This is a genomic window from Kitasatospora sp. NPDC058444 (assembly GCF_042721415.1).
Taxonomy (GTDB): domain Bacteria; phylum Actinomycetota; class Actinomycetes; order Streptomycetales; family Streptomycetaceae; genus Kitasatospora.
This window is the reverse complement of record NZ_JBHXLL010000001.1, coordinates 326,837-345,677: the sequence shown is the minus strand read 5'-3', so window position 1 is coordinate 345,677 and position 18,841 is coordinate 326,837. Positions and strand designations below refer to the sequence as shown.

Genomic DNA, 18,841 nt, shown 5'->3' with positions numbered 1-18,841 from the left:
GGTGCACCCACCAGTCGACCAGATCCTGACACCGGGGTTATTCCGTGAAAAAGCTCTCCGCACGACGGCGCCACCCATTGGCGGCGCTGGTCGTCCTACTTCTCGCCCTGGCGGCAACCGGGGGGCTGTACGCCGCGTTCGCGCCCGCCGACAAGGCGCAGGCCGACGTCGCCGCGCAGTCGCTCGCGATCGATGAGGGCAAGAAGCTCTTCGCCGTGGGCTGCTCCTCCTGCCACGGCCTGAACGGCCAGGGCAGCAGTGACGGTCCGAGCCTGGTCGGCGTCGGCTCCGCCGCTGTCGACTTCCAGGTCGGCACCGGCCGCATGCCCGCCCAGCAGCCCGGCGCCCAGGTCCCGCGCAAGAAGAACATCTACTCGCAGGCCGAGATCGACCAGCTCGCCGCCTACGTCGCCTCCCTCGGTCCCGGCCCGGTGACCCCGACGGAGGAGCAGTTCACCTCGACCAACCCCGAGGACATCTCCAAGGGTGGCGAGCTGTTCCGCACCAACTGCGCCCAGTGCCACAACTTCGCCGGCCAGGGTGGTGCCCTGACCAAGGGCAAGTACGCCCCGTCGCTCGAGGGCGTGGACGCCAAGCACATCTACGAGGCCATGCAGACCGGCCCGCAGAACATGCCGTCGTTCCCGGACACCACCATGCCCGAGGAGCAGAAGAAGCAGATCGTGGCCTTCGTCCGCCACACCACCAACGATGAGCCCAACCCCGGCGGTCTCACCCTGGGCAGCCTCGGTCCGGTGACCGAGGGTCTGTTCGGCTGGATCTTCGGCCTCGGCACGCTCATCGCGGTCGCGATCTGGGTCGCCGCCCACACCACCAAGGCCAAGAAGTCATGAGCCACGACATGTCAGAAGAGAAGCTCCCGGAGCCGCACGGCTCCGCCGGCGAGGTGGCCGACCACGGCAGCCCGTTCGCCGACCCGGGCCTGCCGGCCCACGAGCCCCGGCGCACCGACATCGACGAGCGGGCCGCCAAGCGGGCCGAGCGCCAGGTCTCGCTGATGTTCGTGATCTCGATGCTCGCCACCGTGGGCTTCATCGCCTCGTACGTGGCCATCGACCCGGACAAGATCGTCTACATCTTCCCGCTCGGTCACGTCAGCGCGCTGAACTTCGCGCTCGGCCTGACCCTGGGCGTCGCGCTGTTCATGATCGGCGCGGGCGCGGTCCACTGGGCCCGCACCCTGATGTCGGACGTCGAGCTGCCGGCCGAGCGTCACCCGATCGAGGCGTCGGACGATGTCCGCGCCGACGTCATCGAGCAGTTCAAGACCGGCGCCGCCGAGTCCGGCTTCGGCCGCCGCAAGATGATCCGCAACACCCTGATCGGCTCCATGGCGCTGGTCCCGCTCTCCGGCGTGGTCCTGCTCCGTGACCTCGGCCCGCTTCCCGAGAAGAAGCTCAAGGAGACCGGCTGGAAGGAGGCGACCGAGGCCAAGCCGCTGCCGCTCATCAACATGAACACCATGCAGCCGATGAAGCCCGAGGACATCACCGTCGGCTCGCTGACCTTCGCCATGCCGGAGGGCCTGTCCACGCACAGCGAGGACTTCCAGCAGCGGATCGCCAAGGACGCCCTGATGCTGGTCCGCATCGCGCCCGACGACATCAAGGACGAGAAGTCCAAGGAGCTGGGCTTCGAGGGCATCCTCGCCTACTCCAAGATCTGCACCCACGTCGGCTGCCCGATCAGCCTGTACGAGCAGCAGACCCACCACGCGCTCTGCCCCTGCCACCAGTCGACCTTCGACCTGGCGGACGGCGCCCGCGTCATCTTCGGCCCGGCCGGTCACCCGCTGCCGCAGCTGAAGATCACCACTGACGAGAAGGGCGTCCTGGTCGCCACCGGCGACTTCGATGAGCCCGTCGGCCCGAGCTACTGGGAGCGTGCTCGATGAGTAGCGCGAGCAGCACCACGACCGGTGCCGCCAAGCCCTCCAGCACGCGCGCCAAGCCCGCCAACAAGTGGGAGGCCGCGGCTGACTGGACTGACGGCCGGCTGGGGATCTACTCCCTGGCCAAGGCCAACCTGCGGAAGATCTTCCCGGACCACTGGTCCTTCATGCTGGGCGAGATCTGCCTCTACACGTTCGTCATCATCATCCTGACCGGCGTCTACCTGACGCTGTTCTTCAAGCCCTCGATGGCCGAGGTCGTCTACGACGGCTCGTACGTGCCGCTCAAGGGCATCCCGATGTCCGAGGCCTACGCCTCGACGGTGGACATCAGCTTCGAGGTCCGCGGCGGTCTGCTGATCCGCCAGATCCACCACTGGGCCGCCCTGGTCTTCGTGGCCGCGATGCTCGTGCACATGATGCGCGTGTTCTTCACCGGCGCGTTCCGCAAGCCGCGTGAGATCAACTGGGTCTTCGGCTTCCTGCTGCTGGTCCTGGGCATGTTCGACGGCTTCTTCGGCTACTCCCTGCCGGACGACCTGCTGTCGGGCACCGGTATCCGCTTCATGGAAGGCGCGATCCTCGCCGTCCCGCTGGTGGGCACCTACGTCCAGATGTTCCTGTTCGGGGGCGAGTTCCCCGGCCACGACATCGTGCCGCGGTTCTTCACCATCCACGTGCTGCTGATCCCGGGCATCATGCTCGGCCTGCTGGTGGCGCACCTGATCCTGGTCTTCTACCACAAGCACACCCAGTGGGCGGGCCCGGGCAAGACCGAGAAGAACGTCGTCGGTATGCCGCTGATGCCGGTCTACATGGCCAAGGCCGGTGGCTTCTTCTTCCTGGTGTTCGGCCTCATCGCCGTCATCTCGGCGATCGCCACGATCAACCCGATCTGGGCGTACGGCCCGTACCGTCCGGACCAGGTCTCCACGGACGCCCAGCCCGACTGGTACATGGGCTTCTCCGAGGGTCTGATCCGTGTCATGCCGGGCTGGGAGATCGACCTGTGGGGCCACACCCTGAACCTGGGTGTCTTCGTCCCGCTGATGATCTTCCCGCTGGTCCTGGTCGCGATCGCGGTCTACCCGTTCATCGAGGGCTGGATCACCGGCGACAAGCGCGAGCACCACATCCTGGACCGCCCGCGCAACGCCCCGGTCCGCACCGCCCTGGGTGCCGCCTGGATCAGCCTCTACCTGGTCCTGCTGATGGGTGGTGGCAACGACCTGTTCGCCACCCACCTGCACCTGTCGATCAACTCGATCACCTACTTCGTCCGCGTCGGCTTCTTCGTCGTCCCGGTCATCACCTTCATCGTCACCAAGCGCTGGTGCCTCGGCCTCCAGCGCCGTGACAAGGAGAAGGTGCTGCACGGCCGCGAGACGGGCGTCATCAAGCGCCTGCCGCACGGCGAGTTCATCGAGGTGCACGCCCAGCTGCCGCAGAAGGACCTGTACAAGCTCACCGCGCACGAGCAGAACCAGCCGGTCGAGCTGCCGGCCCAGACGGACGAGAACGGCGTGGCCCGCAAGGCCGGCGTCCTCACCCGCACCCGGGCCAAGCTCTCCCGCGGCTTCTACGGCGAGGGCGGCCAGATCCCCAAGCCGACCGCCGAGGAGCACCACGAGATCACCAGCGGCCACGGCCACCACTGATCCCGTAAGCCCCACCGCGTCACCCCGAGGGCCGCTGACCAGTTCTTCTGGTCGGCGGCCCTCGGCCGTTCCCGGATCTGCCAGCCCGTGCAGCCGCCCGCCACCGCCTCATCAGGAGCCCCTCGTGCAGCTCTCCGTCGACCCCGCCTCGGCCACTCCCCCGTACGAGCAGATCCGCGCCCAGATCGCCGAGCGGGCCCGCTCCGGCGAGCTGCCGACCGGGCTGCGGCTGCCCACCGTCCGGGCCCTGGCCGAGGAGCTGGGGCTGGCCGCGGGCACCGTCGCCCGGGCCTACCGCGAGCTGGAGGCGGACGGCGTGGTGGAGACCCACGGCCGGCGCGGCACGCTGATCGCCGCCACCGGGGACGCCGCCCACCGGCTGACCGCCGAGGCCGCCGCCGAGTACGCCGCCCGGGCGAGCCGTCTGGGCGTCTCCCGGGCGGACGCCCTGGCCGCCGTGGACACCGCCCTGCGGCTGGCCTACCCGGAGGGCTGACGGGCCCGGGAGGGGCCGGTCAGAGGTCGGGGCGGATCATCCCCGCGGCGGGGGCCTGGGAGGCCGGTGCGGTGGTGCTGAGGGCCTGTCCGGAGGCGCTGTGCTTGACCCAGTCCGTCCAGGCGACGTTCCAGTCCCCGAAGCCGTTGCCGAAGGGCTCCATCTCGCCGCCCCGGCTGTTGACCACCGTCACCAGGTCCCCCACCCGGGTGTGCGCGTAGAACCACTCGGCGTTGCCGGTGCTCATGCCGGTACAGCCGTGGCTGACGTTCTCGATGCCCTGCGAGCCGACCGACCAGGGCGCCGCGTGGACGTACTCGCCGCTCCAGGTCACCCGGGTGGCCCACTTCACGTCGAGGTCGTACGACTCCGTGCTGCCCGCGGCTATGCCGATGGTCTCGCCGTTCATCCGGACCGACCGCTCCTGGCCGAGCACCACCTTGACGCCGTTGCGGGTGTCGAAGCCGGGCTTGCCGGTGGTGACCGGGATGGTCCGCAGCACCTCGCCGTCGCGCTTGATGGTGAGCTCGTGGGCGGCCGCGTCGATCACCGTCTCCACCCGCTCGCCGATCCGCAGCTTCAGCGAGCTGCGGTCGCCGCCGTAGAGGCCGTCCGCGATCCGGCTGCCGGTGCCGTCGAAGGCCAGCGAGACGGTCGTACCGACCGGCCAGTACTCCTCCGGACGGAAGTGCAGGTTCTTGTCGTCCACCCAGTACCAGGCGCCGGTGACGGTGGGCTGGGAGCCGACGGTCAGGGCGTGCTCGACCTCCTGGCGCGCCTGCGGGTCCTTCACCGCCTCGGAGAGCTGGACGGTGAGCGGCTGGCCCACCCCGTAGACGCCGGTGCCGGAGGAGTCCGGGCCGAGCTTGGCGGTGAGCAGGCGCTGGGCGGCGACGGTGCTGAAGCCCGCGGTGGTGTCGCCGCGGCCGCCGTTGCCGTCGTCGGCGGAGATCCGCACCGTGTACGCCGTCCCGGCCTTCAGCCGGCCGGTGGTCTGCCAGCTGCGCTGGTCCTCGGCGAGCGTCCCGGCGACCACCCGGCCGTCCGGGCCGACCACGGTGACGTCGGTGAGCGTGCTGCCCTCGACGGCGCTCACGGTGACCGGCTGGGAGGGGTCGGCCTTGTCGCCCGCCGAGAGGTGGACCAGCGGGGCCGCGTCGACCCGGTGCGGTCCGGCGGGCCCGTCGTCCCCGGCCGTGCAGGCGGCCAGCGGGGCCAGCACGGCGAGGGCCAGCGAGATGCCGCCGAGAGCTGCGATTCCGCGCCTGTCGGCCATGACCGCCTCCGAGGGTTCGCACGATTGATCAGATCGTAGGAACGCCCACTGGGGAAGCGACATCCGAGGGACTTCCGGTTCACCCACCGGAGTGAGGCCCGTCATCCAGCGGACGCAGCGGGACCGGGCCCGCGGCAGGGCCGGGGAACGCAGCAGGGCCGGCCCTCCCCTGCGGGAGGACCGGCCCTGGTGCCGGAGAGCGGGAACCCTACTGGTTCTGGTTCTCGCCCCGGTAGAACTCGAAGACCCATCCGAAGATGCCGATCATGATGATCGGGGCGGCCCAGAACATCAGCCACCAGCCGAAGATCACGCCCAGGAAGGCGAGCGCGCCACCGAGCGCCAGCGAGAGCGGCTGCCAGCTGTGCGGGGCGAAGAAGCCCAGCTCGCCGGAGTCGTCCGCGACCTCGGCCTCGGGGTTGTCACCCGCGCCGCTGTCCACCCGGCGGGCGGTGAAGGCGAGGTAGTACCCGATGAACGCGCAGAGGCCGAAGGCCAGGAACAGCGCGGTGGTACCGGCGGCCTCGATGCCGACGTCGGAGCTGTTCGTCCACAGGCCGTAGGTGATCGCCATGGCCAGAACGAAGACCGACAGGCCCAGGAAGATCTTTCCCTGTTCCTTCATCAGGCGTCACCCTCCTTGTTGCCCTTGCCCAGCTTCGGGGCGTCGTACTTCGCGGGGGTCACACCGGCGAGGTGCTTGGCCGGCTCGCCGTGGTTCTCCAGGTAGTCCAGCGCGGCGATCTCCGGGTGGTGGAGGTCGAAGGCCGGGGATTCGGAGCGGATCCGCGGGAGGGTGAGGAAGTTGTGCCGCGGCGGCGGGCAGGAGGTCGCCCACTCCAGCGAGCGGCCGAAGCCCCACGGGTCGTCCACGGTGACCTTCTCGCCGTACTTGGCGGTCTTCCAGACGTTGTAGAGGAACGGCAGGATCGACAGGCCGAGCACGAAGGAGCCGATGGTCGAGACGGTGTTCAGGGTGGTGAAGCCGTCCGACGCCAGGTAGTCGGCGTAGCGGCGGGGCATGCCCTCCGCGCCGAGCCAGTGCTGCACCAGGAAGGTGGTGTGGAAGCCGAAGAACAGCGTCCAGAAGGTGATCTTGCCGAGGCGCTCGTCCAGCATCTTGCCGGTCATCTTCGGCCACCAGAAGTGGAAGCCGGCGAACATCGCGAAGACGACGGTGCCGAAGACCACGTAGTGGAAGTGGGCGACGACGAAGTACGAGTCCGAGACGTGGAAGTCGATCGGCGGGGAGGCCAGCAGAACACCGGTCAGACCACCGAAGAGGAAGGTGACCAGGAAGCCGACCGTCCAGAGCATCGGGGTCTCGAAGCTCAGCGAGCCCTTCCACATGGTGCCGACCCAGTTGAAGAACTTCACACCGGTCGGGACCGCGATCAGGAAGGTCATGAACGAGAAGAACGGCAGCAGTACCTGTCCGGTGACGTACATGTGGTGCGCCCACACCGTCACGGACAGACCGGCGATCGCGATGGTGGCCGCGACCAGACCGGAGTAACCGAACATCGGCTTGCGGCTGAAGACCGGGATGATCTCCGACACGATGCCGAAGAACGGCAGCGCGATGATGTACACCTCGGGGTGGCCGAAGAACCAGAACAGGTGCTGCCACAGCAGGGCCCCGCCGTTGGCCGGGTCGAAGACGTGGGCACCGAACTTGCGGTCCGCCTCCAGGGCGAACAGCGCGGCGGCCAGGACCGGGAAGGCCAGCAGGACCAGGACCGAGGTCAGCAGGACGTTCCAGACGAAGATCGACATCCGGAACATCGTCATGCCCGGAGCGCGCATGCAGATGATCGTGGTGATGAAGTTGACCGCACCGAGGATCGTGCCGAAGCCGGAGAAGGCCAGACCCATGATCCACATGTCGCCGCCGATACCGGGCGAGTGCACCGCGTCGGACAGCGGGGAGTAGGCGAACCAACCGAAGTCGGCGGCGCCGTTCGGGGTCACGAAGCCCGCCACCGCGATGGTCGAGCCGAAGAGGTACAGCCAGTACGCGAACATGTTCAGACGCGGGAACGCCACGTCCGGGGCGCCGATCTGGAGCGGCATGATCCAGTTCGCGAAGCCGGCGAAGAGCGGCGTCGCGAACATCAGCAGCATGATCGTGCCGTGCATCGTGAACGCCTGGTTGAACTGCTCGTTCGACAGGATCTGGGTCCCGGGACGAGCCAGCTCGGCGCGCATGACCAGGGCGAGGATGCCACCGATCAGGAAGAAGGCGAACGACGTGGCCAGGTACAGCGTGCCGATCGTCTTGTGGTCAGTGGTGGTCATCCACTTGATGATGGTCGAACCCGGCTTCCGGGTCCGCTGCGCCCCGACCGTGACGGCCTCGGCGCCCCCGCCGGCCGCGGCGGGCTCGTTGAGGATTGTCACTTCTCTTCACTTCCCATGGTGATCAGGCCGGAGGGCACCGCACCGTTCTGGCCCTTGGCGCGAAGCTCGGCCAGGTGCTTGTCGTAGTCGGCGCGGTCGACGACCTTGACGTTGAACAGCATGCGCGAGTGGTCGACGCCGCAGAGCTCGGCGCACTTGCCCATGTACTCGCCCTTGACGGTCGGCGTGACCTCGAACTTGTTCACCACGCCCGGCACGACGTCCATCTTCATCATGAAGTTGACGGGCCAGAAGTCGTGGATGACGTCACGCGAGGTGAGACGGAACTGCACCGTCTCGTTGACCGGCAGCCAGAGCGTCGGAGCGTCCTTGGGCGTACCGACCTCGTACGCGGCGTCCCTGTTGGCCGGGTCGGGGGTCTCGGTGTTCTCGTAGTTGAACGCCCAGCTCCACTGGAAGCCCACCACGTTGACGTAGTGCTGCGGCTTCTCGGAGGTGGCGGTCAGCTTCGACTCGTCGCGGGCGACGAAGTAGAAGAGGACCGAGACGATGATGATGGGGACCGCGGTGTAGAGCGCCTCGATGGGCACGTTGTACCGGGTCTGCGGAGGGACCTCCACACCGGTGCGCTTGCGCCGGTGGAAGATCACGCTCCAGATGATCAGACCCCACATCAGTACGCCGACCACCAGCGCCGCGATCCAGGAGCCCTGCCACATCTGGAGGACCATGGGCCCTTCCTTGGTGACGGGGCTCGGGAGGCCAAGCCTGGGGAGGTCGTTGGCCGAGCAGCCGGTGGCGGTCGCGATGACGAGGCCCAGTGCCAGCGCCTGAGGCAGCTTCCGCCGCATCGTGCGCCGCGGCGAGCGGTCGGAGCCGTTGGGACTCACGTAGCGCCTTCCCGAAGTCTCGCCCGCCTTCGCGTCGCCCCGGGGAGGAGTGTGAGCCTCCCCGGCGACCCGTCCACGGGCACGGTTTGAATGCTTATGCGGGCCAAACCCTACTCCAGCCTTATGCGCTCCTGACGGGCAGCCCCCGGTAACGCGCCGCCTGCTAGCCCGATCAGGCCCGGTGGGGGCTGCGTCGCAGGTCATCGTAGGCATTCGAGGTCCGTACGCCCGATCGGGGGATGACCTCGGACGACGCCCGTGACGACCCGTCGGACGCGGACGAACCGGACATTCGGGATGATCGACTGACGGCGGGTGAGCCGCGCGAGCGGACCCGACCGCGGGCCGGGTGTGTCGTTAAATGTGACCGTGTACTTCGACGCGGCCTCGACGGCCCCTCTGCACCCCGTCGCGCGGCAGGCGCTGACCGCCGCCCTGGACGAGGGCTGGGCCGATCCGGCCCGTCTCTACCGCTCCGGCCGGCAGGCCCGGATGCTGCTGGACGCCGCCCGCGAGACGGTGGCCGCGGTGCTGGGCGCGCGGGCCGACGAGATCGCCTTCACCGCGAGCGGCACCCAGGCCGTCCAGCTCGGCCTGCTGGGCGCGCTGGCCGGGAACCGGCGGCGCGGCGGCCACTTCGTGCACTCCGCCGTCGAGCACTCCAGCGTGCTGCACGTCGCGGAACGGCACGAGGCGGGCGGGGGCGAGGTCTCGGTGGCGCCGGTGGACCGCGGCGGCCGGGTCGATCCGGCGGCCTTCGGCGCGCTGCTGCGCCCGGACACCGCACTGGCCGCGCTGCAGAGCGCCAACCACGAGGTCGGGACGGTGCAGCCGGTCGGCGAGGTCGCCGAGCTGTGCGCCGGGGCCGGCGTCCCGCTGCTGGTCGACGCGGCGCAGAGCGCCGGGCGGCTGGACGTCCCGGCGGGCTGGTCGCTGCTGACCGCGAGCGCCCACAAGTGGGGCGGCCCGCCCGGGGCCGGGGTGCTGGCGGTGCGCAAGGGCGTCCGGTACGCCTCGCCGCTGCCGGCCGACGAGCGCGAGGCCGGCCGGGTGCCCGGCTACGTCAACGTCCCGGCGATCGTGGCCGCGGCCGCCTCGCTGCGCGCCGTACGGGCCGAGGCCGAGCGGGAGAACGCCCGGCTGCACGCGCTGGTGGAGCGGATCCGCGCCCGGGTGCCGCGGCTGGTGCCCGAGGTCGAGGTGGTCGGCGACCCGGTGCGGCGGCTGCCGCACATCGTCACCTTCTCCTGCCTGTACGTGGACGGGGAGGTGCTGCTGACCGAGCTGGACCGGGCGGGCTTCGCGGTCTCCTCCGGCTCCTCCTGCACCTCCTCCACGCTGACGCCCAGCCATGTGCTGGCGGCGATGGGGGTGCTCACCGAGGGGAACGTACGGGTCTCACTGCCGTACGGGACGGCCGAGGCCGACGTGGAGCGCTTCCTCGCGGTGCTGCCGGACCTGGTGGCCGGCGTCCGGGCGCCGCTCGGGCTGGACCTTCCGGCGCCGGGGCCGGCGGCCGGGGAGTCGCTGCTGGTCATCGACGCGCTGGGCAAGCGCTGCCCGCTGCCGGTGATCGAGCTGGCGAAGCGGATCGGCGAGGTGCCGCCGGGCGGCACGGTCGCGGTGCTGGCCGACGACGAGGCGGCCCGGCTGGACATCCCGGCCTGGTGCGAGATGCGCGGGCAGGAGTACGCGGGCGAGGCCCCGGCCGCCGAGTACGGCGGCGACCGGGGCTCGGCCTACCTCGTCGTGCGGCGGACTACTTGACCAGGCGGGCGCTGATCTCGGCGGCCGCCTCGGAGCCGTAGGCCTCCTCGAAGCGCTTCAGGAAGGCGGCCGGGCGCAGCTCGTACTCCTGGGTGCCGACGGTCTCGATCACCAGGGTGGCGAGCATGCAGCCGATCTGGGCGGAGCGCTCCAGGTCGAGGTCCCAGGAGAGGCCCGCCAGGAAGCCGGCGCGGAAGGCGTCGCCGACACCGGTCGGGTCGACCTTGGCCTCCTCCTTGGCGCAGCCGACCAGGATCGGCGCCTCGCCCTTGCGCTCGATCCGGACGCCCTTGCTGCCCAGGGTGGTGATCCGGGTGCCGACGCGGGTGAGCAGCTCCTCGCCGCCCCAGCCGGTCTTGCTCTCGATCAGGGCGGCCTCGTACTCGTTGGTGAAGAGGTACGCGGCGCCGTCCACGATCTCGCGGATGTCGTCGCCCTCCAGGCGGGCCAGCTGCTGGGAGGGGTCGGCGGCGAAGGCGTAGCCGCGGGTGCGGCACTCCTGGGTGTGGCGGACCATGCCCTGCGGGTCGTCGGCGCCGATCAGGACGAGGTCCAGGCCGCCGACGCGGTCGGCGATCGGCTTCAGCTCGATGTTGCGGGCCTCGGCCATGGCGCCGGTGTAGAACGAGGCGATCTGGTTGTGGTCCTCGTCCGTGGTGCACATGAAGCGCGCGGTGTGCCGGGTCTCGGAGATGTGGACGGAGTCGCAGTCCACGTTGTTGCGCTCCAGCCAGCTGCGGTACTCGGCGAAGTCCGCACCGGCGGCGCCGACCAGGACCGGACGCAGGCCGAGCACGCCCATGCCGAAGGCGATGTTCGGCGCGACGCCGCCGCGGCGGATGTCCAGGGTGTCGACCAGGAAGGACAGCGACACGGTGTGCAGCTGCTCGGCGACGAGCTGGTCGGCGAACCGGCCGGGGAACGTCATCAGGTGGTCGGTGGCGATCGAGCCGGCAACGGCGATACGCACGGAAGGTCTCCTCAGGATGGCTGCGGGGCCAACGGGCAGGCGGGGATGAACCCACCCACGGTACCCGGCCCCGGGGAGCGCCCAGGCATGAGTGCCGCAAGTTGCCGCCCGCACGGCCATGGTGGCACCCGTGGCCCTCGAACGTGTACTACCTCCCGGTAGCACTGGTGGGCGGCCGGACCCCTGCCTAGGGTCGGCCGTAGAGGGCCCGTTCGTACGGGCTCGTCGTCGACCGTGGCAACGTGGCCACGGCCCTGGATCGGAGCGATGCCCGATGATGACCGACCCCTGCGCCCTGCCCGTCCTGCGGACCGAGGACGGCGAGACGCTCGACGCCCTGCTGGACTCCTCCCGGCGGCTACGCCGCTTCTGGCCGCAGGTCGCGGCCGGTCCGCAGCCCGCCGCCCCCGCGCCGACCGGCTTCCGGGTCCCCTCCCGGGCGCAGCGGATGGTGGCCGGGATGGCCGAGTACGGCTTCTGAGCCCGCGCCGGACGGGTTCCGGACGGGTCGCGCACCGGATCCGAGCGGCGCCGGGAACCGGATCGGACCGGTACGGAACCGGATCCGACCGGAGCACGTCACATCCGCGCGGCGCGGCGAGGAAGCGGCACCGCTGAGCCCTCGGGAGGATGTGCAGATGGATCTGGAGACGATGCCCCGGCGCGGTCGGCGGGCGGTGGCCCTGGCGGGTCTGGCGCTGGCGGCGGTGGTGACCGTGGCCGGCTGCGGCAGCGGCGGCAAGCCCGCCTCGGACGCGGCGGCGGGCGGCTCGTCCGCCACTGCCTCGGCGAGCGGCTCTCCGCAGGCCCCGTCGGACTCCGCGAGCCCGTCCTCGGCGGCTTCCTCCGGGGCCGCGCAGCCGGCCCAGCCGCCGACCGGTTTCACCCCCACCCCGGCCTCACCCGCGCCGGGGCAGCCGGCCCCCGCCACTCCCCCGGGCAACGGGATCGCCGTGGGCGAGCCGAACCCGAACGGTTCGAACGCACCCGTCCGTCCGCCGGTCGCCTACCGGGTGGACGGCACCACCAAGCTGACCGTCTACTTCTTCGGCGGGGTCTGCACCACGTACGCGCTGAAGGCGGACGAGTCCCAGCCGGGCCGGGTGGACGTGCTGGTCGTGCCGGGCAAGCCCACCGTCCAGCCCGGTCAGGTGTGCAACGCGCTGGCCAAGCGGCAGTCGGTCTCGGCCGACCTGCGTTCGCCGCTGGCCGGGCGGACCGTCGTCGACAAGTCCAGCGGCCAGGAGGTGCCGCTGGAGGGCGACCCGCACATCGGGCCGGACCCGGTCACCCCGGACGTCGCCGGGCAGTAGCCGCCCCGGCGGGCGGGAAACGAGAAGGCGGCCCCGGGGTGATCCCCGGGGCCGCCTTCCGCAGCGGGCTTAGCTGAACGAGTCGCCGCAGGCGCAGGAGCCGGTGGCGTTCGGGTTGTCGATGGTGAAGCCCTGCTTCTCGATGGTGTCGACGAAGTCGACGGTGGCGCCGCCCAGGTACGGGGCGCTCATCCGGTCGGTGACGACCTTGACACCGTTGAAGTCCTTGATCACGTCGCCGTCGAGCGAGCGCTCGTCGAAGAACAGCTGGTAACGCAGGCCGGAGCAGCCACCGGGCTGGACGGCGACGCGCAGCGCGAGGTCCTCGCGGCCTTCCTGCTCCAGCAGGGCCTTGACCTTGGCCGCGGCGGCATCGGTAAGGAGGATGCCACTCTCGACGGTGGTCTCGTCCTGGACGGTCATCTGCTTTCTCCCGGTCTTGACGACGGTCTGCCGCCAGTGCCAACCAACGGCCGTCCGGTTTCATTTCCCGTGCGGCGATGGATTTTCTGCGGCCTGTGTCGCGGCTCGATATCCGTGGGCCGGGTGTGCCACCCGCGTCCCCTACGTTCCCCATGCTCGCACACCGCCGCGGGCCCGGTCACCGCGCGAGGTGCCGATCCGGGTGAACCGGCCCCGCGGCGGGCCGCCGGACGTCAGGATGGTTCCCATGATCCTTCGCCCGGTCAGGGACACCGCCGCGGACGCGGAGGCCGTCCAGGAGCTCGCCGACGCCGCGTTCGCGGACGCCTCCCCGGCCGGAGCGGCCGGAGCGGCGCCGGGGCCGGGGCCGGGGCCGGGGCCGACGCCCCTGCGGCTGGCCCGGACCCGACACCTGGCGCGCACCGACCCCGGCGGCTGCTGGCTGGCCGAGAGCGCCGGCGAGCCGGTCGGGGCGGTGCTGTCGATCCGCCGGGAGGGCCTGTGGGCGCCCTCGCTGTACGCCGTCCGGCCGTCGGCCCAGGGCAAGGGCGTCGGGCGGATGCTGCTGGAACGGGCGGCGGCGCACTCCCGGGGCTGCCTGCGCGGGATGGTCTGCGCCGCGGACTCCCCGGCGGCGGCCCGCCGCTACCGGCTGGCCGGCTTCACCCTGCACCCGGCGATGCGGCTGACCGGGCGGGTGGACCGGGACGGGCTGCTCGACCCGGGGGACATCCCGGTGCACCGCGGCAACGCCACCCACCTGCACCTGCTGGACTCGGTGGACCGGCGGCTGCGCGGGTCGGCGCACGGGCCGGACCACGAGCTCATGCTGGGCCACTTCGAGGAGCTGCTGATCGCCGACGCGCTGGCCGGCAGCGGCTACTGCTACCGGGACGGCGGGGCGGTGCGGCTGCTCGCGGCCACCAGCAAGCGGATCGCCGCCCGGCTGCTGCGCGAGGCGCTGGCCCGGGTGCCGGACGGGGTCGAGGCGCGGGTGGAGCACCTGACCGCGGAGCAGGAGTGGGCGCTGGACGTCGGGCTGGAGGTCGGGCTGACGCCCCGGGCCGGCGGTTTCGTCGGGGTCCGCGGGATGCGGCCGCCGGCGCCGTACCTGCCGAGCGGGGCGTTCCTGTAGGGCGGGTCCGTCGGCCGGGGACGCGCGGGCACGCGTACGGCCCCGCCGGAACGCCGACGGGGCCGTGACGAGGGTGGGGCTCGCACCCCTCAGGCCATGGTGTCCGGGCCTCAGACCATGGTGTCCAGGATCTCCCTGACCATCTCCATGGTGGTGCCCGGGTGCAGGAAGGCGAACCGGGCGACCGTCTCGCCGTCCCAGCCGGTGGGGGTGACGAAGCCGATCTGGTCCGCGAGCAGCTGCTGCGACCAGCGGTAGTAGTCGTCGTTGGTCCAGCCCTTGCGCTTGAAGCAGACCGCAGAGAGCTGGGGGTCGAACAGCAGCTCCAGGTGCTCGGTCTCGCGGATCAGCTGGGCGGTCTCCCGGGCCAGGGTGAGGCCGGCCTCGATGGCGTCGGTGTAGGCCTGGACGCCGTGCACGGCCAGCGAGAACCAGAGCGGCAGGCCGCGGGCGCGCCGGGTCAGGTGGTAGGCGTAGTCGGTGGGGTTCCACTCGTCGCCCTCGGTGTGCAGGACGTCCAGGTAGGAGGCGTCCTGGGTGTGCACGGCGCGGGCGAGCTGCGGATTGCGGTAGATCAGCGCGGCGCAGTCGAACGGCGCGAACAGCCACTTGTGCGGGTCGACCACGAAGGAGTCGGCGTGCTCGATGCCCTCGTAGCGCTCGCGCACCGAGGGGGCGAACAGGCCCGCGCCGCCGTAGGCGCCGTCCACGTGGAACCACAGGTCGCGCTCGCGGGCGACCTCGGCCAGGCCCTTGAGGTCGTCGACGATGCCCTCGTTGGTGGTGCCGGCGGTGCCGACGACGGCGATCACCGTCTCGGGGTTGGGGTCGGCGGCCAGGGCGGCGCGCAGCGCCTCGCCGGTGAACCGCCGGTCGACGGTCGGGACCTTGAAGGCCTCGACGCCGATGATGTTGAAGGTGTTCTTGACCGAGGAGTGCACCTGGTCGGCGACGGCGATCCGCAGCCGGGCCTCCGCACCACTGGGTCGACCCTCACTGGCCAGCCGACGGCGGGCGGTGTCGCGGGCGACCACCAGGGCGGAGAGGTTGCCCGCCGAGCCGCCGGAGACGAAGCAGCCGCCGGCCGACTGGGGCAGGCCCGCGCGGTCCGCTATCAGGCGCAGCACCTGGTTCTCGGCGGCGATCGCGCCGGCCGCCTCCAGCCAGGAGATGCCCTGCAGGGAGGCGCAGGAGACGACCATGTCGAACAGCAGCGCGGCCTTGGTCGGGGCGCACGGGATGAAGGACAGGTAGCGCGGGCTGTCGGCGGAGATGACGGCCCGGGACAGCTCGTGGTCGTAGAGCTTGAGCACGTCGACCGGGTTGTTGCCGTCCTGGTTCAGCAGGCCGGAGAGCTGGGCGCGCAGGTGCTCGCCGTCACCGGGGTGGTCGAGCGGGACGGGGTCGTACTGCAGCCGCTCCCGCATGTAGTCGAAAACCAGGTCGACCAGTTCGTTGTCGGGCCGGTGCATGCGGTCGGGTGCTGCGGACACGGCTGTCCCTCTCGGCGTGGGGGGTCGGGGGGCGTCCGACCGGCGGGGGGCTTCACCGCGACGACCGGACGTGATCAGCGTAGGCAGCGTGAGTGCCTCACCGCGCGTCGGAACGCGGCTGGTCAGGCAGGTTTCGGGCGTCTTCGGGGCGGTCCGCGCAGGATTCCTGCGTGCGGGCCGGGAGGGTCAGCCGATGAGCTGGGAGAGGACCACCGAGGAGCGGCTGCGCTGCACGCCGGGCTCGCGCCGGATGCGCTCGATGACGGCCTCCAGGTGGCGCATGTCGGCGGCCCGCAGGTGCACCAGGGCGTCCGGGTCGCCGGTGACCGTCCAGGCGGCGACCACCTCGGGGAACTGCCGCAGGCTGGCGAGGATCTCCTCGGGGGCGGTGCGCTCGCGGCAGTAGACCTCGACGAAGGCCTCGGTCTGCCAGCCCAGCACGGACGGGTCGAGCACCACGGTGAAGCCCCGCACCACGCCGCGCGCCCGCAGCCGGTCGATCCGCCGGCGCACGGCGGTGGCGGAGAGGTTCACCTGGAGGCCGATCTCGGCGTACGAGGCGCGGCCGTCGCTGCCGAGCCGGGCGAGCAGGAGCCGGTCGGTCTCGTCCAGGTCGGCTCCGATCACCTCGTGCGCTCGGCTGCTGCTCATGGGTGCGGGGCTCCACGGGTCGTACGGGGGCGGCGGGGCGCTCCGGCGGCGGGGCGGAGGGCTGCCCCCGCCGCTGCCACTGCCGAAACGGTTCGTCACCATTCTGGCGGATGACCTGGACGAGTTCACCGCCGACGGATGACGGGCGGAAGGCCGTCACGGGACGAGCAGCACGATCTTCCCCCGGGTGCGGCCCTCGGCGCTGAGCGCCTGGGCGGAGGCGGCCTGGGCCAGCGGGAAGGTGGAGGCGACGGTGACGGCCAGCCGGCCGTCGTCGGCGAGCGCGGCCAGTTCGGCGAGGTCGGCGGCGTCCGGGCGGACCCAGACGTACCGGCCGCCGATCGCCTTGACCCCGAAGTCGGCGACCGAGGCGATCCGGCCCGGGTCGGCCACCAGGCCCGCCGAGACCTGGACGGCGTCGTGGCCGACCAGGTCGAGGGCCGCGTCCACCCCGTCGGGGGCGAGCGCGCGGACCCGGTCGGCCAGGCCCTCGCCGTACACCACCGGCTCGGCGCCGAGGCCGCGCAGGAAGTCGTGGTTGCGCTCGGCCGCGGTGCCGATCACCCGGGCGCCGAAGGCCCGGGCCAGCTGCACCGCCAGGTGGCCGACCCCGCCCGCGGCGGCGTGCACCAGGACGGTCTCCCCCTCGGCGAGGCGCAGCGCCCGCAGGCCCTGCAGAGCGGTGAGCCCGGCCAGCGGCAGGCCGCCGGACTGCGCCCAGTCCAGCGCGGCCGGCTTGCGGGCCAGGGTGCGGACCGGGGCGGAGACCGGCTCGGCGTAGGTGCCGTGCTCGACGGCGTCCTTGCGGACGTAGCCGTAGACCTCGTCGCCCGGGGCGAACTCGGTGACCCCGCCGCCGACGGCGCGCACCACGCCGGCCAGGTCCCAGCCCATGACCAGCGGGAAGTGGGCGTCGAGGACGCCGTCCAGGGCGCCGTCCCGGACCTTCCAGTCCACCGGGTTCACCCCGGCCGCCCGGACCTCGACCAGGACGGAGTCGGGCCCGACCTTGGGGTCGGGCAGGTCGGTGTACTCGACCACCTCGGGGCCGCCGTAGCGGTTGATCGCGATTGCTTTCATGGCTCAGCCATACCCGCGGGCTTCGAAGTATCGATTCGGCCACGCCGGACTGCCCCGAATCGGCTATCCGGCTCCGCCGGCCTCCGTTTCGGCGAGCGGTTCTCGTCACATCGACAGGATGGCCATCGTCACTCTGACGCTAACCGGTTAGAATAGATAGCGTCAGTTAGACGAAAAGGCCCCACCGCTAGCTCGGCCGCACAGAAGGGCACCCGCCCGTGACCACCACCATCACCGAGACCCACGGCGTCGACCCCACCCCGACGCCGCTCGCTCTGCTGCTGCTCGGCCGCGAGGCCGACCCGAACAGCGAGCGCGGCGTCGAATGCCCCGGTGACCTCCCCCCGGCCTCCGACCCGAACCTCGTCGCGCGCGCCCGCGCGGCCAAGGCCGCGCTCGGCGACCGCGTCTTCATCCTCGGCCACCACTACCAGCGCGACGAGGTGATCGAGTTCGCCGACGTCACCGGCGACTCCTTCAAGCTCGCCCGCGACGCGGCGGCCCGCCCCGAGGCCGAGTACATCGTCTTCTGCGGCGTGCACTTCATGGCCGAGTCCGCGGACATCCTCACCGGCGACCGTCAGCAGGTCGTCCTGCCGGACCTCGCGGCCGGCTGCTCGATGGCCGACATGGCCACCGCCGAGCAGGTCGCCGAGTGCTGGGACGTGCTGACCGACGCCGGCATAGCCGACGTGACCGTCCCGGTCTCGTACATGAACTCCTCCGCCGACATCAAGGCCTTCACCGGCCGGCACGGCGGCCTCATCTGCACCTCCTCCAACGCCAAGCGCGCCCTGGAGTGGGCCTTCGAGCAGGGCCAGAAGGTGCTGTTCCTGCCCGACCAGCACCTCGGCCGCAACACCGCGGTGCGGGACATGGGCTTCTCGCTGGACGACTGCGTGGTCTACAACCCGCACCGGCCGAACGGCGGCCTGACCGCCGAGCAGCTGCGCGACGCGAAGATGATCCTCTGGCGCGGCCACTGCTCGGTGCACGGCCGGTTCAGCCTGGACTCGGTGAACGACGTCCGCGAGCGGATCCCCGGCGTGACCGTCCTGGTGCACCCCGAGTGCAAGCACGAGGTCGTCGCGGCCGCCGACATGGTGGGCTCGACCGAGTACATCATCAAGGCGCTGGACGCCGCCGAGCCCGGCTCCAAGTGGGCCATCGGCACCGAGCTGAACCTGGTCCGCCGCCTGGCCAAGGCGCACCCGGACAAGGAGATCGTCTTCCTGGACCGCGCGGTCTGCTTCTGCTCGACCATGAACCGGATCGACCTGCCGCACCTGGTCTGGGCGCTGGAGTCGCTGGTCGAGGGCCGGGTGCCGAACGTGATCACCGTCGACCCGGAGACCGAGAAGTTCGCCAAGGCGGCCCTGGACCGGATGCTGGCCCTGCCGTAGCCCGTCCCGCGGA

The 18,841-nt window shown here is 71.3% G+C and carries 18 protein-coding genes; 9 read left to right on the top strand and 9 right to left on the bottom strand.

What is annotated here, in order from left to right; translation table 11 throughout:
- Window positions 1–44 precede the first annotated feature (44 nt).
- The 4 genes from ACFWP2_RS01590 (at window position 45) to ACFWP2_RS01575 (ending at window position 4,066) form a co-directional block, all read left to right on the top strand.
- On the top strand, window positions 45–854 hold the full coding sequence (locus tag ACFWP2_RS01590) for a c-type cytochrome (RefSeq protein ID WP_316520844.1): 810 nt from the start codon (window positions 45–47) through the stop codon (window positions 852–854).
- Window positions 855–862: 8 nt separating this feature from the next.
- Complete coding sequence (locus tag ACFWP2_RS01585; RefSeq protein WP_380447136.1) at window positions 863–1,915, top strand: Rieske 2Fe-2S domain-containing protein; 1,053 nt, start codon at window positions 863–865, stop codon at window positions 1,913–1,915.
- Complete coding sequence (locus ACFWP2_RS01580; RefSeq protein WP_380447134.1) at window positions 1,912–3,570, top strand: cytochrome bc complex cytochrome b subunit; 1,659 nt, start codon at window positions 1,912–1,914, stop codon at window positions 3,568–3,570. Before ACFWP2_RS01585 ends, ACFWP2_RS01580 begins: the two co-directional genes overlap by 4 nt.
- Before the next feature lie 124 nt (window positions 3,571–3,694).
- A complete protein-coding gene (locus ACFWP2_RS01575; protein ID WP_360353813.1) occupies window positions 3,695–4,066 on the top strand; it encodes a GntR family transcriptional regulator in 372 nt (123 codons plus the stop codon).
- A 19-nt stretch (window positions 4,067–4,085) separates the two neighbouring features.
- On the opposite strand, the gene ACFWP2_RS01570 is transcribed toward ACFWP2_RS01575, so the two are convergent.
- The 4 genes from ACFWP2_RS01570 to coxB all read right to left on the bottom strand — a co-directional run bounded on the left by ACFWP2_RS01570 (window position 4,086) and on the right by coxB (window position 8,593).
- Window positions 4,086–5,342 (bottom strand): Ig-like domain-containing protein, encoded by a 1,257-nt coding sequence (locus ACFWP2_RS01570; RefSeq protein WP_380447132.1) that lies wholly within the window; start codon window positions 5,340–5,342, stop codon window positions 4,086–4,088.
- A gap of 208 nt (window positions 5,343–5,550) precedes the next feature.
- On the bottom strand, window positions 5,551–5,967 hold the full coding sequence (locus tag ACFWP2_RS01565; protein ID WP_380447130.1) for a cytochrome c oxidase subunit 4: 417 nt from the start codon (window positions 5,965–5,967) through the stop codon (window positions 5,551–5,553).
- Complete coding sequence (ctaD, locus tag ACFWP2_RS01560; RefSeq protein ID WP_380447128.1) at window positions 5,967–7,742, bottom strand: cytochrome c oxidase subunit I; 1,776 nt, start codon at window positions 7,740–7,742, stop codon at window positions 5,967–5,969. The genes ACFWP2_RS01565 and ctaD overlap by 1 nt, the downstream gene beginning before the upstream one ends.
- Complete coding sequence (gene coxB / locus ACFWP2_RS01555) at window positions 7,739–8,593, bottom strand: cytochrome c oxidase subunit II (RefSeq protein ID WP_360353808.1); 855 nt, start codon at window positions 8,591–8,593, stop codon at window positions 7,739–7,741. Before coxB ends, ctaD begins: the two co-directional genes overlap by 4 nt.
- A gap of 369 nt (window positions 8,594–8,962) precedes the next feature.
- Here coxB and ACFWP2_RS01550 point away from each other — a divergent pair, with 369 nt between their 5' ends.
- Entirely contained in the window at window positions 8,963–10,360 is a 1,398-nt protein-coding gene (locus ACFWP2_RS01550) for a cysteine desulfurase/sulfurtransferase TusA family protein (RefSeq protein WP_380447125.1), read from the top strand.
- Here ACFWP2_RS01550 and ACFWP2_RS01545 read toward each other — a convergent pair.
- Window positions 10,353–11,330 (bottom strand): carbohydrate kinase family protein, encoded by a 978-nt coding sequence (locus ACFWP2_RS01545; protein WP_380447123.1) that lies wholly within the window; start codon window positions 11,328–11,330, stop codon window positions 10,353–10,355. The genes ACFWP2_RS01550 and ACFWP2_RS01545 overlap by 8 nt on opposite strands.
- Window positions 11,331–11,604: 274 nt before the next feature.
- On the opposite strand from ACFWP2_RS01545, the gene ACFWP2_RS01540 reads away from it, so the two are divergent.
- On the top strand, window positions 11,605–11,811 hold the full coding sequence (locus ACFWP2_RS01540) for a hypothetical protein (RefSeq protein ID WP_380447121.1): 207 nt from the start codon (window positions 11,605–11,607) through the stop codon (window positions 11,809–11,811).
- 157 nt (window positions 11,812–11,968) lie between these two features.
- On the top strand, window positions 11,969–12,643 hold the full coding sequence (locus ACFWP2_RS01535) for a hypothetical protein (RefSeq protein WP_380447119.1): 675 nt from the start codon (window positions 11,969–11,971) through the stop codon (window positions 12,641–12,643).
- A 69-nt stretch (window positions 12,644–12,712) separates the two neighbouring features.
- On the opposite strand, the gene erpA is transcribed toward ACFWP2_RS01535, so the two are convergent.
- A complete protein-coding gene (gene erpA, locus ACFWP2_RS01530) occupies window positions 12,713–13,066 on the bottom strand; it encodes an iron-sulfur cluster insertion protein ErpA (protein WP_316520866.1) in 354 nt (117 codons plus the stop codon).
- A 247-nt stretch (window positions 13,067–13,313) separates the two neighbouring features.
- Here erpA and ACFWP2_RS01525 point away from each other — a divergent pair, with 247 nt between their 5' ends.
- Complete coding sequence (locus ACFWP2_RS01525) at window positions 13,314–14,201, top strand: GNAT family N-acetyltransferase (RefSeq protein ID WP_380447117.1); 888 nt, start codon at window positions 13,314–13,316, stop codon at window positions 14,199–14,201.
- Window positions 14,202–14,311: 110 nt separating this feature from the next.
- On the opposite strand, the gene ACFWP2_RS01520 is transcribed toward ACFWP2_RS01525, so the two are convergent.
- The 3 genes from ACFWP2_RS01520 to ACFWP2_RS01510 form a co-directional block, all read right to left on the bottom strand.
- A complete protein-coding gene (locus ACFWP2_RS01520) occupies window positions 14,312–15,694 on the bottom strand; it encodes a pyridoxal phosphate-dependent decarboxylase family protein (RefSeq protein ID WP_380447115.1) in 1,383 nt (460 codons plus the stop codon).
- A gap of 186 nt (window positions 15,695–15,880) precedes the next feature.
- Entirely contained in the window at window positions 15,881–16,345 is a 465-nt protein-coding gene (locus tag ACFWP2_RS01515) for an Lrp/AsnC family transcriptional regulator (RefSeq protein ID WP_360353796.1), read from the bottom strand.
- A gap of 156 nt (window positions 16,346–16,501) precedes the next feature.
- Window positions 16,502–17,425 (bottom strand): NADP-dependent oxidoreductase, encoded by a 924-nt coding sequence (locus ACFWP2_RS01510; RefSeq protein WP_380447113.1) that lies wholly within the window; start codon window positions 17,423–17,425, stop codon window positions 16,502–16,504.
- Between the two features lie 218 nt (window positions 17,426–17,643).
- Between ACFWP2_RS01510 and nadA the strand changes: the two genes are divergently transcribed.
- Window positions 17,644–18,828, top strand: coding sequence for a quinolinate synthase NadA (gene nadA, locus ACFWP2_RS01505; RefSeq protein ID WP_380447111.1), 1,185 nt, complete (start codon window positions 17,644–17,646; stop codon window positions 18,826–18,828).
- The last annotated feature ends 13 nt before the right edge of the window (window positions 18,829–18,841 follow it).